Source organism: Listeria weihenstephanensis (genome assembly GCF_003534205.1).
Taxonomy (GTDB): domain Bacteria; phylum Bacillota; class Bacilli; order Lactobacillales; family Listeriaceae; genus Listeria_A; species Listeria_A weihenstephanensis.
In genome coordinates, this window is sequence record NZ_CP011102.1 from 1898945 (window position 1) to 1914576 (window position 15632).

A 15632-nucleotide genomic window follows, 5' to 3' on the forward strand; every position below is an offset into this window, starting at 1 on the left:
GGTCTGTATCACAGTTTGCTCGATTTGGGCCGTATTGTTCAGCACATGCTCATCCAAAGGTACTTTCTTAACAATCACATCGGCACGTTCAAAAAGCTCAATCGCATAGGGGTGATTTTTGTAATCTTTGGCGTAGTATACCGCTTTAATTCCAGCCTGAATAATCGATTTACAACATGCTATACAAGGGAAATGTGTCACATACATTTCTGCATTATCTGTGGATGCACCAAACTTAGCACATTGCAAGATGGCATTCATTTCTGCGTGAATGGTACGAATGCAATGTCCTTCTACAACATAGCAACCTTCTTCATCACAGTGATCTCCACCAGCTATCGATCCATTATAACCCCCAGCAATAATCCGCTTGTCCCGAACAATCGTTGCTCCTACCATCAGACGTGTACATGTACTCCTAGAAGATATTAAATGGCTCTGCGCCAAAAAGAATTGATCCCAAGCTATTCTTTGCATATTTGTCGCTCCTTTTTATAGGTTGATGCTTTTAGTATATGCTTTTAGAATTCGCCGCGTCAATAGCTTTATCACTCCACTGTAATATGTTCACTCAATCGTTCTACTGTTTTAGCACCAATTCCTGATACTTTTGCAAGGTCAGCGATGGTTGTAAATAGTCCTTCTTTTTCGCGATGATCTATGATAGCTTGGGCTTTTACTGCTCCGATTCCTGGGATAGTCTGTAATGCTGTTGCGTCTGCTGTGTTTATATTGATTTTACTGCTATCTGTGCCTGTCGCCTCTGCACCAGCTGTTGTTGTCACCGGGGTTAGACCTTCTTCGCCTACTTTCCCTGCATAGACAACCATCTCATCCGTCACTTTTTGAGCCATGTTTAACAGCTTCACATCTGCTTCTGATGACAAACCGCCTGCTTTTAAAATAGCATCTTTCACGCGACTATCCGGAGCCAGTTCGTAAACGCCTGGCTTATTTACAGCGCCTTTTACATCGACAATGAGCATCTTTGTCGACACTACATCTGTACCTTTCGCTTCCTTTACTGGTGTTTCCTCTTTTGCCACGGCTGCCGTTGGGACTGCGGCTTCCTCTTGATCCTGATTAAAAAAGAATAGACCGATAGCTACGAGTAATACCGCGACACCAATGATATATTTCTTGTAAGCTTGCCATTTTTCCAACATTCTTATCACCTGCCTTTAGTATTTATATTCGCGCTCTCTCCTCTTTTTCCTTTATTTCCTCTAGAAGCTCGAAAACACAAAAAAAGAGAAATGACGGTAAAAAGTCATTTCTCACATATGAAAAAGATTCTTTCGCTTGTTTCAGTGGGTTCAAAATCTGTGAAATCCGCGCAAATTTTTATTTTACGAAATCCCGCTGCTTCTATTGCTTTTTTGTACCATTCTACGGGGTAAGTACGCTCTTTATGTAGCTCGTCAAAGCGATCGTAGCTACCGTTCTCGTTTTGTTTGAAAAATGTTAGTTCATGTTCAACGGAATGCGGAAACTCACCTTCAAACGAATTCCAAATGCACGAAACCTCCTCATCACTGTCACCATAACTATAATCCTTGAAAAGTTGGTCTATTTTATAGACAGAATGAACGTCAAACAAAAATATGCCGTCTTCTTTTAAATTAGCATATACACTGCGCAACGTCCCATGAACAGCCTCTTCCGTCTCCAAATAGTTTAGTGAATCACAAAAGCACGTCACTAGATCAAATGTGTCTAGTTTTTCCAGCTCTGACATATCCTGCTGCAATAACGTTAAAGGAACTTCTTCCTGAAATGCCTTTTCACTTGCCACACTCAGCATTTCTTCGGATAAATCTACACCTGTGACTTCAAATCCACGCTTAGCTAGACGCACAGCAAGCTCAGCGGTCCCACAAGCGACGTCAAGCACTTTTCCGCCTTCTTTTGGCAAATAGGGCGTCGCGAATGAAAACCAGTCGTCATACAGCTCCTCGTCCATCAGGAGATCATAGAAATTCGGGAAATATTCATAACTCATAACTTATCGCAACTCCTCTCCACAAAAAAAGGAGCCAATGAAAGCCCCCTTCTCGTTTTATTATACAGTAAATGCTTCGCGTACATCTTCAAGCGGAGCATCTCCCCATAGTTTTTCAAGATTGTAGTAACTACGCTCATCCTTATGGAAAACGTGAACGATAACGTCTCCTAGGTCGATTAAGATCCATTTGGCAGCGTCGAAGCCTTCCAAACGTTTCACTTCTACATCGTTTTTGTTCGCTTGTTCTTTGATTTCTTGGGCAATGGCTTGTACTTGTTTGTCGGAGTTACCATGGCAAATGACGAAATAATCGGCAAATGCGGATAGTCCTTCCATATTCAGCGCTAAAATGTCCTCTGCGCGTTTATCGTCCGCTGCTTTTGCGGTTAACATTAATAAATCATGACTTTTCAATAGTTATACCTCACCTTCAATTTGTAAACGTGCAAAATAGTTGTAAGCATCGAATGTATCTGGAAAAATGGGTTGTCTTTTCGTAATTAAAAACGTGATTGTGTTCGCCAAAGCAAATAACATAGCCTTATCAAGCGAGTCAAAAGAAAGACGACGCGCTTTGTAAACTCCTGGGAAAGAGCGATTCGGTTCTGTATAATCAGCTAAATAAAGAATTTTGTCGAGTGTTGTCATCGCTGCGTTTCCTGTCGTATGGCAAGAAATAGCTTGCAAAACATCCTCATCATCTACATCAAATTTTGTCTTGGCAAAAAACGCGCCAACTGGTGCATGCCAAAGTTCTTGATTGTAGGTGAATAATTTCGGATCCATTTTTTGTTCCACCATAACGGCCATCATCGCTTCTTTGTCCATATATTTTGCATAATCATGTAACAGCGCAGCAAGGCTCACTTTGTTTCGATCTATTTTATAGTGATCGGCAAGCTCTAAAGCTGTTTTTTCAACGCCAAGTGTATGAATAAAACGTTTTTCAGGCATCGCTTCTTTGACTGCTTCTAATATTTCTTCTCTATTCATATAAATGATGCTCCTTTATATACTTGCTCACTTGGCTTGGAACGTAATAATCGATTGGCAGTCCGTTTTCCAAACGCTCTCGTAACATGGCAGACGAGATGTCCATCGCTGGAACACGAATCGTTTCAATGTTATAAGGACTGTCCTCTGAATAATGAGGTCGATTCACGCCAACAAAGCTTACAAGTTTTATCAGTTCATTAATATGATACCACTTCGGCAAATATTCAACCATGTCTCCGCCAATTATAAAGGAAAAAGCGGCATTTGGGAACTCCTTTGTCATTTCAATCATCGTATCATACGTATAAGACTTGCCTGAGCGGTGCATTTCACGGTCATCCACTTCAAAAAAAGAATTGTCAGCGATGGCAAGTTCGATCATTTTTAGGCGATCAGCGTTGCTTGTCAGACCACTTTTTTGTTTGTGCGGAGGAACGGCATTCGGCAAGAAAATCACTTTCTCAAGCCCCAATTTTATACGTGCTTCGTTTGCGATGATTAAATGCGCATGATGTGGCGGATCAAATGTACCACCTAAAATACCGATTTTCGATTTCAAATCAGATACACCTTCTTACGGCAATTGGATTTGTTTTTTATTTTTAGATTCTTTGTAGAGTATGATCGTGCGGCCAATGACTTGCACGATTTCTGAACCTGAGCGTGAGCTGATCATCTCTGCTACTTCTTCTTTTGGTTGCTCGCAGTTTTGTAGAATTGAGATCTTGATAAGCTCGCGAACTTCAATTGCTTCTGCAACGTGCTTAATTAGATTTGGTGCTACGCCGCCTTTTCCTACTTGAAAAATGGCATCGATATCATGAGCTTCTTTACGTAAAAAACGCTTTTGTACATTCGTTAACATTATTTTCCTCCTAATTGTTTCAATACGATTTCTCGCATGAGATCACGATCTGCTTTTTTCCCTGTCCAAAGTTCGAAGGCAATCGCTGCCTGATTAACAAACATCGGCAAACCGTTTTGAGTAACGGCACCATATGCTTTTGCCTCTTTTAAGAACGGGGTTTGTGCTGGGTTATAGATGATATCTGACACGATCGTTCCTGCGGTCAAATCATGTAATCTGATAGGTAAGTTGGCATTTTCTTTTGTAAGTCCTGATGATGTTGTTTGGATAACGATGGTATAATTGGCAATTTGGGATTCCGCATCCGCTAAACTAATGGCTTTATGCGCTGTTCCTTCTACCATTTGCACCGCCTTCTCAAGCGTTCGATTAGCAACGGTTAAACGCGCATCCGTGTGGTGCGTCAGTGCTTGGAAAATCGCCTTACTCGCCCCGCCTGCACCAACGATTAAAATTCGATCTGCTTCTGTGATTGCTCGAATATCCTGCAAACCTTCCAAATAACCGATACCATCTGTGTTAAAGCCTTTCCAACGCCCATTTTGTGAGACGACAGTATTTACTGCCCCGCAAGATTCGGCCTCTGGATCAAGTTCATCTAAAAACGGTAAAATATCTTCTTTAAACGGGCTAGTAATGTTAAATCCACTAATCCCGAGTGCTTTTAGTCCTTCCATGACGGTTGTAAACGTGCCTTCTTTTATTAAAAAAGGAACGAAACTCGCGTCGATCTTGTTCTGCTCCAATAGCGCCGTATGCATCACAGGAGACAACGAATGCGCGATGGGATTGCCAATAACGCAATATAACTCTTTCATTGTGGGAGCCCTCCTTTTATTACACGATGGAACGACGAATCGAAACACTCACGCCTTCTGGAACCCAAGCTGTTACTTTTGCTCCACCTTCTAAAACGGTTATCCAGCCAAGACCAGAGAATACAATATCCGCTTTCTCTTTAACCGAAAAAGTATAAGGCACGAGTTTCGGTAGCGTTTCAATGTCTTCTTCACCAGGTGGTTGTAGCAGTTTACCAGCTTGTGTTTCGTACAGATTATCGGCTTTTTCCAATTTTGTACGATGAATCATCAAGTTATTCGATGTATAAACAACGAACGCTCTTCTGCCACCGCTTGTATAATCAAATCGTGCCAATGCGCCAAGAAATAAGGTTTGTTCCTCATTTAATTGGTAGGTAACGGGTTTGATTTCTTTTTTCGGTGATACTAGTTTTAACGTTTTGGTATCGATAACGTGCGCGATTTGGTGATGGTTAATGATTCCTGGCGTATCTACCAGAACACTACCATCGGAAAGCGGAATTTCGATCTTATCAAGCGTCGTACCAGGGAATTGAGATGTTGTAATTACATCATTTTCACCAGTGGCAACTTTGATAATACGATTGATTAGCGTTGATTTACCAACATTTGTACAGCCAACAACAAAAACATCACGTCCAGCACGTTCTTCTTCTATTTTTTCAAGTAAAACGTCAAATGCTTGGCCTTTTTCAGCGCTTACTAATACACAATCGGTTGGTGCAAGGCCAAGTTCACGTGCACGGCCACGCATCCATTGTGTTAAGCGTTCGCGTTTCAATGATTTAGGTAACAAATCGGCTTTATTTCCGACAAGCAATACGGGGTTATTCCCAACAAAACGGTGCAAACCTGGTAGCCAACTGCCGTCAAAATCGAAAATATCGACAACATAAACAATCAGCGCTTCTTTCGTTCCTAATTGATTTAATATTTTCAAAAAGTCATCGTCGGTCAGCGGGACATCTTGAATTTCGTTATAATGTTTCAAACGGAAACAGCGCTGACAAATAATGTCTTCCTTTTCTAATGAAGATTCCGGCGCATAGCCAGGTTGATTTTTATCAGTGGTTTGAATCACGGCTCCACAGCCAATACATCTAAGTTCTTCAGTCACAGAGAATCCTCCCATTTTAATTCTGATTTTTTAGCTAGTCTTTTTAAAATAATGCGTTCCATAAAACGATTGAACTTCGTCGCAAAACCGTCTGTATCTTTCACTGGGCGCACAAAAACGGTCATTAATTTTTGGCGATTACCACCGAAAATATCCGTCATAATTTGGTCGCCAATCATGACTGTTTCCTCAGGTGTTGAACCCAAATCAGCTAGTGCTTTTTTGTACGCAGCGGCAAGTGGTTTTTTCGCCTTCGCCAAGTAAGGAATTTTGGTTGCAACAGCCACTCGTTTCACACGTTCCTCATTATTGTTCGACACGATCATTACTTTGATGCCCTCTTCCTCTAGAATCCGAAACCAGTTGTAAATTTCGTCAGTCGCATCCAGTTGGTCCCAGGCAAGTAATGTATTGTCTAAATCTGTTAATACCGTCGTTTTCCCCATTTTTCGCAATTGGTCCGCGGTGATACCAAATGGTGATGTTAACATTTTATCCGGTGAAAAATTTTTCAGCAAAATAGGCACCTCTTTTTATTTAGTGGGTTAAAAAGTGTTTTGACATCATCCTTTTTGAATGCCAAACAATCACGTTTACATGTAATCCTTATAAATTTTAACATCTTTCCGCTTATTTTACAAAAAAATCTGAGATAAGTGCTATAATGAAGTGGAAAATACGGAACTATAGGGGGATTATGATGTCAAAAAACTATGCATTAATCTGGGATTTGGATTCGATTTATTCAGGCGGAAGTGGCTCGGAATCTTTAGCCGCAACACTTTCTGAGACCACGAAAGAAATCGAATTATTTAAACAAGCGGTGAGCGATTGGCCCATTCCAGAAAATAAAGACGATGTCAGTGAATTTTTACTTTTAATTAATCAAAACGCAGATATTACGAAGCAACTTATGAATGCGGCGGCTTTTTTAGAATGTTTATCTTCTGCCGACACACGCGATTTAAAGGCAGTCGAATTAACCGGTGGCGTATACCAACAGTTGTCAGAACTAGAAACGATCGAAAATGAATGGCATGAAAAATTCGCCTTAATTCCTGATACCTTATGGGATGCTTTATTGAAAGAAAACGGCTTGAGCGAAATCGCCTTTGTCTTGAATGAAGCACGCGAAAATCGTAAGAAAAAAGGTACACGCGAGGAAGAAGCAGTTATCAATGCATTAAATGTTGACGGTTACCGTGGCTGGTCTGATCATTACGATACTGTGGTTGCAACCATCCGCGTTCCTGTTGTCATTGATGGTGAAGAGAAATTAGTCTCCGCTGGTCAAGCCCTTAATCTACTGAGCCATCCTGATCGCGCCGTTCGTGTCGCTGTATTTGAAGCTTACGGAAAAGCATGGCAAGAAAAATCACAACTATTCAGCGACACACTCAATCATTTAGCCGGTTTCCGACTTGCTGTTTATCGGACGCGAAAATGGGATAATGTCCTTTCCGAACCACTTGCAATCAACCGCCTTGATGAAAAAACATTAAGTACGATGTGGGATGTCATCGAAAAGCATAAACCAACTTTTGTCTCGTTCTTAAATCGCAAAGCACAACTATTTGGTATCGAAAAATTGAGTTTCCACGATGTGTTTGCACCATTGACACTAGATTCTGAGCCAAAAAAATATACGTACCAAGAAGGTGCCGATTTCATTTTGACGCAATTCGCGAAGTTCAGTCCTAAAATGGCTAGTTTTGCAAAACATGCATTTGAACAACAATGGATTGAAGCAGAAGACCGCGATAATAAACGTCCAGGCGGCTTTTGTACTGACTTCCCGGCTGAGAAAGAAAGTCGTATTTTCATGACCTACGATGGCGCTCCTGGAACTGTTGCAACACTTGCGCATGAACTGGGCCACGCTTTCCATTCCCACGTTATTCGCGAAGAGCCTTTTGAAAATACAAACTACGCGATGAACGTAGCTGAAACCGCATCTACTTTTGCCGAAATGATTATTGCTGATGCCTCTGTTAAAGAAGCAGCAACAAAAGAAGAAAAAATCATTCTGTTAGAAGATAAAATCGGACGCAGTATCGCCTTTTTCATGGATATCCGCGCTCGCTTCTTATTTGAAACACGTTTTTATGAAGCCCGTAAAGAAGGTATCGTTTCTGCTGACCGTTTAAACACATTGATGGAAGCAGCACAACGAGAGGCCTTCCAAGATGCGTTATCAGAATACCATCCACAATTCTGGTCTTCCAAGTTACACTTTTACATTGCAGACGTGCCATTTTACAACTTCCCATACACATTCGGCTACCTATTCTCTCTTGGAATTTATCACCAAGCGCTTGCAGAAGGAAGTGGCTACGAAGATAAATATATCGCCTTATTGCAAGACACAGGCGCTATGACAACCGAACAGCTTGCACAAAAACATCTCGGCATTGACTTAACCCAACCAGATTTTTGGGAAGACGCATTAGAAATAGCGGTTAGTGATGTCGAAGAATTCCTAACACTTACAAATGATCTAGTATAATAATAACGCCCGCTGACTCAAAAAAAGCGGGCGTTTTTTTATAATTGTTCGATCATTTTAATAACGCAAGCCGATGAATTCTTCGCTGCTGTCACTAAAAATTCATCAAAAGACACACTAGCCTCACTATCTGCCACATCCGAAAGCGCCCGGATAATCAAAAACGGAACGTCAAATTGATGTGCTACTTGTGCAATCGCGCAGGCTTCCATTTCCACCGCTTTTACCTCAGGAAAGAAAGTCGTGATCAATTCTCGCTGATCTGGTCGATGAATAAAGGAATCCGTCGTCACCACAAGCCCGTAGACTGCCTTATTTCCTTCTGAAAAGTTTTCTTGGTAGATTTGTTGTGCCACGCGCATTGCCTCTTCATCGCCCTGATAAAGCGCAGGCATCTGTGGTACTTGTCCATATGTATAACCAAAAGCTGTCGCATCCACATCTCCATAGGCTAAATGATCCGAAATAATAACATCCCCAACTTCTAATTCAGCACCAATACCACCAGCAGAACCCGTGTTAATAATCAACGAAATATCATAGTGGTCGCACAAAAGCGTTGTTGATAAAGCCGCGTTCACCTTACCAATTCCCGATTTCAGTAAAACAATCTCTTTGCCACTCAGACTCCCAGTGTAAAAAACAGCACCAGCTATCGTTGTTTCCTCGAGCCCCACTATCTGCTCACGTAAAATCGTGACTTCCTCTTCCATCGCACCAATAATCGCTATTTTCCCCACTGCACTCACCCTTTCATTTTAAAAAAACTGTGTTCGAATTGGATAATCCATCCGAAACACAGTCTTATCAGTTGCTTTTATCATTCGTTTTTAGTTCTTCTACCTTTGTAGGTTGCCAACCAGATCCATCCACCCAAGTAATGTAAACTCGGAAAGCTTTGTCCGGATCCGTTTTTGTTGAGATCGTTCCAATAGATTGCGTAGCAGGTTCTTCCCCACGGCCGACATACCAAATTGTCATATCGCCATTAGCAATACCTGTAGCCTCAGAAAATGCGTTCACTTTTTCTTCCCAATCTTGACTATCCATTTCATAGGAATTTACATGATCGCCTTTTTGTTCCGTCCCAACTGGTTTCCAATCTTTTTTAATAACTTTTGAGACATTAGGATCGTCGCTTGTTTCCGTTGTCTGCTCTTCCGTCTTCTTGGTGTCCTCTGATTTCGAGTCATCCTTTTTTGTTTCATCCGACTTTTGCGTCTGCGTTGTTGCGGGCTTTGTTTCTACCTGATCTTTTGAATCATCAGCCGTTAAAAAAAAAACAAGCCATAAAACGCCAATAATTGCTAAAATCATTACTACGATTAAAACGTTCAAAGTAATACTCGTCTTTTTATGTTTACTATTCTGCTCAGAGCGTGATGCTCCTACTTGATTTTCGGCAATGCGTTGTTGTTCTTCCTTTTGTAATTTCTTGTCCATAATGCCACCACCTTACTCATCCAACCTCTGTTCAGCGGAGCGAGAACCGTCTATCTTCGTCGTTAAAGGCTCCGTTCCAGTGCTCACATACCCCAGTATGCTCCGCCCTGGTACTCGCCTTTGCCTAGAATATAAACGGTTCTCGCTCCGCTGAAGTTTTGCGTTGGTTTTCTTTGTTTGCTACTTGTTTTTTGTTCTCAACGAGAACCTGCTTTTCTCTTTGTTTAAGACTCTATTCCAGTGCTCTTCTACACTTCGTTTCGCATAACTTCTCACATGGTCGGGGATAAGACCCCCTCCCTGTTTTCAGTCAACATACCCAAGTATGCTCCGCTCTGGTACTCGCCTTTGCCTAGAATATAAACGGTTCTCGCTCTGCTGAAGTTTTGCGTTGGTTTTCTTTGTTTTTTGCTTGCGCCTTGCTTTAAGCGCTTATTTTGACGATTTTGACGTTCATTTCGCCGCCTGGAGTTTGGATCGATACTTCGTCGCCTTCTTTAAAGCCAAGAAGTGCTTTGGCGATTGGTGAATCGTTGGAAATTAGGCCTTCAAATGGGTCTGCTTCTGCGCTACCCACGATTGTGTAAGTTTCTTCGTCGCCCTCTGGCAATTCTACGAAAGTCACCGTGTTACCTAGTGCTACTTCGCCGCTCATAGCGTTTGCATCGATGATTTGTGCATTGCGAATCATATTTTCAAGGGTTGTAATGCGGCCCTCTACAAACGCTTGCTCATCTTTTGCTGAATCATACTCGGAGTTTTCCGAAAGATCTCCGAAACTACGGGCAATTTTGATACGTTCTACAACTTCTTTACGCTTTACTGTTTTTAAATCATTGAGTTCATTTTCTAATTTTGCTTTACCTTCTAATGTCATTGGGTATACTTTTTCTGTAGCCAAGTGCTTTCTCTCCTTCATCGTTATGTTATTAGAAAAGGGTTGGAACAAAATTCACATAAATCAGCATCATATAGCCTGATTCGTCGCAAAACATAATGATTGAATCATCATAAAACACGGATGTTAATCATATATGGATTCGCGAGCAAGTGAGTTTCGCCCCAAACACCTCAACATGTATTTACTTTACGCCTGAAAGATTAACATGATTCTCAGGAAATGTCCAGCAAATTTTTGTCCAATAGTGAAATTTTATCTTAATTCACGTGTAATTACAAGCCACAGCGTCGATTTATACGTGCATTTCTAAAATCGTCGCTACTTTTGTGGTCATCAGATCAATGGCCACCTTGTTTTCGCCGCCTTCTGGGATGATAATATCAGCGTATTTTTTCGTTGGTTCAATGAATTTCTGGTACATCGGTTTGACCACCGTTAAATATTGTTCAATCACAGATTCCATTGTACGTCCACGCTCATTTACATCACGCACCATCCGCCGCAAAATCCGAATATCATCATCCGTATCGACATACACTTTAATGTCCATCAAATCACGCAATCTAGGATCCTCCAAAATCAAAATACCTTCTAAAATGATGACTTCTTTTGGTTCTTGGTGAATAATTTCATTCGAACGCGTATAGAGTTCATAATCATATACCGGTTTATCAATCGCTTCATAACGTAATAATTGTTTGACGTGGCGAATCAGCAAATCTGTATCAAAAGCAAGTGGATGATCGTAGTTCGTTTGCAATCGCTCTTCAAAATCCATTTCCGCTTGATCTTTATAGTAAAAATCTTGCTCCAGCATTAAAATCGAATGTCCCGTAAAATGATCATAAATCGCTTTACTCACGCTCGTTTTTCCTGAACCACTCCCACCAGTCACACCAACCACTATCGGCTTCTTCTTTGTCATTGCGCGCCTTCCTTTCTGCGACTAATCGCAAGGCCATCCCCAAGAGGAACAGTCGTCGTAATGAAATCTGGATTTTGCAATAACCAATCGTTGAATTCGCGCATTTTTCTAGAAACGCGTTGTTTTTGTTGCGCACGAGGTGAATCATGTAGCGCCAGGCCTTTAAATAGAACATTGTCGCTATAGATGACCCCGTTTGGCGCTAATTTATCAATATAGACGTTAAAAAATTTCGCGTACTGCGCTTTCGCTGCATCGATAAAAATGGCATCAAAGTTCTCTTTTTCGAGAACAATCGAACTGTCTTCTAACGCATCCATCAGTAAAACTTCCACTCGATCTTCCACGCCAAATTCACGGACATTATGCCAAGCTCGGTCGTATCTTACTTCATCGCGTTCCATCGTCACAATATGTACGTCTGGCAAAGCATCCGCCATTCTTAGTGCCGAGTAACCGATCGCCGTTCCAATTTCTAAAATTCGCTTTGGTTGTTGAATCTGCATAATCTGTAACATAAAATGCATCGAATCCACTTCCATAATTGGCACTTCATGTTCTTTAGCATACGCTTCTAGTTCCATAAAAAATGGCTTGCGCTCTGGGATATGCGAGAGCAAGTAATTATGAATTAATGTATCATTCACTGGTCTAATTCCCCTTCAATAGACTAACGATAAGCGCCTGTTTCTCACGTCCCGAAAGACCAAGAACAAACGCTTATCGCATGCTATCATTAATTATTACTGGTAATATGTTCTTCTTTTAGTTTGTTATGTTCTTCCAATGTTTTCGAAAAATATACCTGACCTGTTTTCGTGTTTGCTAGGAAGTACAAGAACTCTGTTTTCTCTGGATGAAGGGTAGCTTCCATCGATGTTTTCCCACTGTTTGAAATTGGGCCTGGCGGTAAACCTTTATTTTTGTAAGTGTTGTACGGAGAGTCTACTTTCAAATCCTTATACATCGTACGCGACTTATGTTTACCGAGCGCATAAAGCACCGTTGGATCCGTTTGTAATGGCATATTGGCCTTCAAGCGGTTATAGAAAACACTTGCAATCTTATTACGATCCACATTTGCCGTTGCTTCTTTTTCTACAATAGACGACATTGTTAGGAATTTATGCACAGACATTTTTTGTTTCGTGAGTTCAGGTTTATATTGCGCGATATTAGCATCTGTTGTCTTCACCATATCTGAAATCATCGTTTTAATATCCGTTTTACCCGAGAATTCATACGTGGCAGGGTATAAATAACCTTCTAGCGGGTGTTTAATGTTCGCCGCTAACACATCATTTGTCACCGTATCTGGATATTTCGTGATTAATTCATTAATAAATGCCTTGTCATCCATCACTTTTAAAATGTCTTCTTTTTTCAGCGTTGGTTGGTAATTGACCATCCGATCTGCAATTTGATCCAACGTATAACCTTCTGGTATGACAAGTTTTGAAGGCGCCACTACCTCACCTTTTTTCAATTCCGACACGATTTGTTCCACTGTCATGGATGGGTTTAATTTATATTTTCCTGCTTTTAAGTTCGTCTCATTTTTATATTTCACATAGTACGTAAAAATCATACTACTATTTATAACATTATTATTTTGCAAGATATCACCGATTTCCGACACTTTTGAGCCTGCTGGAATGTCGACAATAACTGCTTTTTTATCGGCTGTATCTACCGCTTGAAGCTGCGAATTAACATAAAAATAGCCCCCTACCGTTATGGCAACTAGTATCACAGCAATGCTTGAAATGATAATCGTGATCATTCTGCTTTTAGATTTTTTCATATTTAAACCTCTTTCACTCGTCTATGCTAGAAACATTTTCTTTTCTATTATAACGGTAATCGCTATGATAGTTCAACTACATTTATAAGAAAAATATAAATTCGTGACGTTTTCGCCAAATTTAGCTATAATAAGGGAGCACTATTGACTAATGAACTCTATTGAAAGAAGGCTATCTATGCTACATTCCATTATTGAAGCACTACAGAATTTTGTCATGACATTAATTGATCTTTTCGGGCACTGGGGAATTTTCTGGGCTATGGTCATCGAAAGTGTCTGTATTCCCCTCCCAAGTGAAGTTATTATGCTTTTCGGAGGTTTCATGGCCGAAGCAGGCGATCTCAATTTCTGGCTCGTTATCTTTGCTGGAATCGCTGGAAACCTGGTTGGATCCCTAATCGCTTATTACATCGGTAAATTCGGCGGACGAGCACTCGTCTTGAAATTCGGCAAATATATTTTCCTAAACGTAGGACACTTAGACCTCGCAGAAAGCTGGTTCCAAAAATATGGCTCTTCAGCAGTATTCTTCGGACGCATTCTCCCGGTCATCCGTACCTTCATTTCACTCCCCGCCGGAATTGCCCAAATGAACATCTGGAAATTCATCATCTACACCGTTCTAGGCTGTATCCCATGGAATATCTTCCTAACATATCTAGGCTTCAAACTAGGCGCCAATTGGAGTGTCGTTGAACAATACACCCGCCCAATCAGCTACGCCATGCTAGCCCTTCTAGTCATCATCGTTGTCTACCTCATCGTAAAAATCATCAAAAAACGCAAACCAACCGCATAACAAAAAGAAGACAGGAGTCAGCACAAAACAATCCGTGCCAATTTCCCGTCTTCTTTATTTGCAGTAAAATCCCCGAATCACTTCAAAATTAAGCGTAGTACCCGCCAAACCTCAGAGGGCCGACAAATGCGCAGATGCTAGGCAAAGCCGAGCACCGAAGCGGAACGTATAAACATACGTGAGCATCGTAGCGCAGGCTTTAACGACGCAGATGCGCGTTTGTCGGCCCTCTGAACGATTATTCTGCGTCTTCGTCGTCTAAGAATGTTGCCAACACTTCTTCGATCATGTCCCATTCTTCTTCGGTTTCAACAGGTTTTAATTCACCTTGCGTACCGTCTTCATTTTCGATGAAAGAAGATGCTTGTAATTCAATCTCTTCGTCTTCATCGGAACTTTCTGGGTAATAAAGAACGTATGATTTCTCAAACTCATCGGAATTGAACGAGAAAAGTACTGCGTAAAGCTCCTCGTTGCCATCTTCGTCTACTACTGTGATATGTTCGTGATCATGTTCGTGATTTTCTGTCATAATGGACACCTCTTTTAATTAATTATTTGAATCTAAATAAGACTGCAATATCATAACTGCTGCAAGCTTATCAATGACTTTCTTACGTTTTTTACGGCTAACATCAGCTTCAAGCAATGTGCGTTCTGCTGCTGCAGTGGTCAAGCGTTCATCCCATAAAACAACGGGAATACCAACGCGTTTTTCCAATACTTCCGCATATTTTTCTGACGCTTCTGCGCGTTCGCCAACCGTATTATTCATATTCTTTGGCCAACCGACGACAATTTTTGTGACATCGTATTCTGCGGCAAGCTCTTTAACACGATCATAGCCAAATTGCTTTGCGCGTTCATTGATTTTAATTGTCTCAATACCTTGTGCGGTCCAACCGAGCCCATCACTGATAGCTACACCAACCGTTACCGAGCCCACATCTAATCCCATTGTCCTCATTTGTCACCAATCTTATTGTTTTTTAGATATGCCTTCACTAATTCTTCAATAATTTCATCACGCTCTAAACGGCGGATCAAATTACGAGCATCATTGTGGCGCGGAATATAAGCAGGATCGCCAGAAAGCAAGTAACCAACAATCTGATTAATCGGATTATATCCTTTTTCCTCTAAGGCTACATACACTTTCCCCATCAGAATTTTAACATCTTCTTCAATAGAATCGTCACCAAAGCTATAAAACATTGTTTTATCAGAAGCCATTTTGATCAGCACCTCTTTTCTTTTGTCATCACTATTGTCCATGCTTCATTTTACACTAAGTCCAAGAAAATAACAAAGAAGATGCTAACCAAACCACCAAATCATTTATTTTCGCTAGCTCAACTCCAAATGTCCCAAGTCTTAAAGTTAAAATCTCTTATGTTCTAAACGAAGATCAAACCTCCAAACCTCAGCGGAGCGACAAATGCTT

General features: G+C 41.0%; 20 protein-coding genes and 1 pseudogene. 2 read left to right on the forward strand and 19 right to left on the reverse strand.

Features of this window, described 5'->3' with window-relative positions:
- Window positions 1-38 precede the first annotated feature (38 nt).
- The 10 genes and pseudogenes from UE46_RS09200 to UE46_RS09245 all read right to left on the reverse strand — a co-directional run.
- Window positions 39-477, reverse strand: a pseudogene (locus UE46_RS09200) (ComE operon protein 2); the annotation flags it as partial.
- 71 nt (window positions 478-548) lie between these two features.
- Window positions 549-1166, reverse strand: coding sequence for a ComEA family DNA-binding protein (locus UE46_RS09205; RefSeq protein WP_036061841.1), 618 nt, complete (start codon window positions 1164-1166; stop codon window positions 549-551).
- 104 nt (window positions 1167-1270) lie between these two features.
- Window positions 1271-2002, reverse strand: a complete 732-nt coding sequence (locus tag UE46_RS09210; protein WP_118907566.1) for a class I SAM-dependent DNA methyltransferase — start codon at window positions 2000-2002, stop codon at window positions 1271-1273.
- Between the two features lie 60 nt (window positions 2003-2062).
- Window positions 2063-2419: a ribosome silencing factor gene (gene rsfS / locus UE46_RS09215; RefSeq protein ID WP_036061839.1), complete on the reverse strand. Its 357-nt coding sequence runs from the start codon at window positions 2417-2419 to the stop codon at window positions 2063-2065.
- Between the two features lie 3 nt (window positions 2420-2422).
- On the reverse strand, window positions 2423-2998 hold the full coding sequence (gene yqeK, locus UE46_RS09220; protein WP_036061837.1) for a bis(5'-nucleosyl)-tetraphosphatase (symmetrical) YqeK: 576 nt from the start codon (window positions 2996-2998) through the stop codon (window positions 2423-2425).
- Window positions 2991-3560 (reverse strand): nicotinate-nucleotide adenylyltransferase, encoded by a 570-nt coding sequence (locus tag UE46_RS09225; RefSeq protein WP_036061834.1) that lies wholly within the window; start codon window positions 3558-3560, stop codon window positions 2991-2993. The genes yqeK and UE46_RS09225 overlap by 8 nt, the downstream gene beginning before the upstream one ends.
- Window positions 3561-3575: 15 nt before the next feature.
- On the reverse strand, window positions 3576-3866 hold the full coding sequence (gene yhbY / locus UE46_RS09230; RefSeq protein WP_036061831.1) for a ribosome assembly RNA-binding protein YhbY: 291 nt from the start codon (window positions 3864-3866) through the stop codon (window positions 3576-3578).
- The gene (gene aroE / locus UE46_RS09235) at window positions 3866-4687 is read right to left on the reverse strand and encodes a shikimate dehydrogenase (protein ID WP_036061829.1); all 822 of its coding nucleotides are present in this window, start codon (window positions 4685-4687) and stop codon (window positions 3866-3868) included. The genes yhbY and aroE overlap by 1 nt, the downstream gene beginning before the upstream one ends.
- Before the next feature lie 19 nt (window positions 4688-4706).
- On the reverse strand, window positions 4707-5807 hold the full coding sequence (yqeH, locus tag UE46_RS09240; protein WP_036061827.1) for a ribosome biogenesis GTPase YqeH: 1101 nt from the start codon (window positions 5805-5807) through the stop codon (window positions 4707-4709).
- A complete protein-coding gene (locus tag UE46_RS09245; protein ID WP_036061825.1) occupies window positions 5804-6325 on the reverse strand; it encodes a YqeG family HAD IIIA-type phosphatase in 522 nt (173 codons plus the stop codon). The genes yqeH and UE46_RS09245 overlap by 4 nt, the downstream gene beginning before the upstream one ends.
- 182 nt (window positions 6326-6507) lie before the next feature.
- On the opposite strand from UE46_RS09245, the gene UE46_RS09250 reads away from it, so the two are divergent.
- Entirely contained in the window at window positions 6508-8313 is a 1806-nt protein-coding gene (locus UE46_RS09250) for a M3 family oligoendopeptidase (protein WP_077912567.1), read from the forward strand.
- Between the two features lie 38 nt (window positions 8314-8351).
- On the opposite strand, the gene mtnN is transcribed toward UE46_RS09250, so the two are convergent.
- The 6 genes from mtnN to mltG form a co-directional block, all read right to left on the reverse strand.
- Window positions 8352-9026, reverse strand: coding sequence for a 5'-methylthioadenosine/S-adenosylhomocysteine nucleosidase (gene mtnN, locus UE46_RS09255; RefSeq protein ID WP_036062035.1), 675 nt, complete (start codon window positions 9024-9026; stop codon window positions 8352-8354).
- Window positions 9027-9120: 94 nt separating this feature from the next.
- The gene (locus tag UE46_RS09260) at window positions 9121-9759 is read right to left on the reverse strand and encodes a DUF1510 family protein (protein WP_411814723.1); all 639 of its coding nucleotides are present in this window, start codon (window positions 9757-9759) and stop codon (window positions 9121-9123) included.
- 421 nt (window positions 9760-10180) lie between these two features.
- A complete protein-coding gene (gene greA / locus UE46_RS09265; RefSeq protein ID WP_036061820.1) occupies window positions 10181-10657 on the reverse strand; it encodes a transcription elongation factor GreA in 477 nt (158 codons plus the stop codon).
- Between the two features lie 292 nt (window positions 10658-10949).
- Complete coding sequence (udk, locus tag UE46_RS09270; protein WP_036061818.1) at window positions 10950-11582, reverse strand: uridine kinase; 633 nt, start codon at window positions 11580-11582, stop codon at window positions 10950-10952.
- Window positions 11579-12229 carry an O-methyltransferase gene (locus tag UE46_RS09275; protein WP_036061816.1) on the reverse strand — a complete coding sequence of 217 codons (651 nt, stop codon included), beginning with the start codon at window positions 12227-12229 and terminating at the stop codon, window positions 11579-11581. Before UE46_RS09275 ends, udk begins: the two co-directional genes overlap by 4 nt.
- Before the next feature lie 89 nt (window positions 12230-12318).
- Window positions 12319-13386 (reverse strand): endolytic transglycosylase MltG, encoded by a 1068-nt coding sequence (mltG, locus tag UE46_RS09280; RefSeq protein ID WP_036061814.1) that lies wholly within the window; start codon window positions 13384-13386, stop codon window positions 12319-12321.
- A 178-nt stretch (window positions 13387-13564) separates the two neighbouring features.
- Here mltG and UE46_RS09285 point away from each other — a divergent pair, with 178 nt between their 5' ends.
- Complete coding sequence (locus UE46_RS09285; protein ID WP_036061812.1) at window positions 13565-14188, forward strand: DedA family protein; 624 nt, start codon at window positions 13565-13567, stop codon at window positions 14186-14188.
- Between the two features lie 238 nt (window positions 14189-14426).
- Here UE46_RS09285 and UE46_RS09290 read toward each other — a convergent pair whose 3' ends face one another.
- Genes UE46_RS09290 through UE46_RS09300 form a run of 3 tightly spaced genes read right to left on the reverse strand, consistent with a single transcriptional unit; the run spans window position 14427 to window position 15421 of the window.
- Entirely contained in the window at window positions 14427-14720 is a 294-nt protein-coding gene (locus UE46_RS09290) for a DUF1292 domain-containing protein (protein ID WP_036061809.1), read from the reverse strand.
- An 18-nt stretch (window positions 14721-14738) separates the two neighbouring features.
- The gene (gene ruvX / locus UE46_RS09295) at window positions 14739-15155 is read right to left on the reverse strand and encodes a Holliday junction resolvase RuvX (protein WP_118907568.1); all 417 of its coding nucleotides are present in this window, start codon (window positions 15153-15155) and stop codon (window positions 14739-14741) included.
- On the reverse strand, window positions 15152-15421 hold the full coding sequence (locus tag UE46_RS09300) for an IreB family regulatory phosphoprotein (protein WP_036061807.1): 270 nt from the start codon (window positions 15419-15421) through the stop codon (window positions 15152-15154). The genes ruvX and UE46_RS09300 overlap by 4 nt, the downstream gene beginning before the upstream one ends.
- Window positions 15422-15632 lie beyond the last annotated feature (211 nt).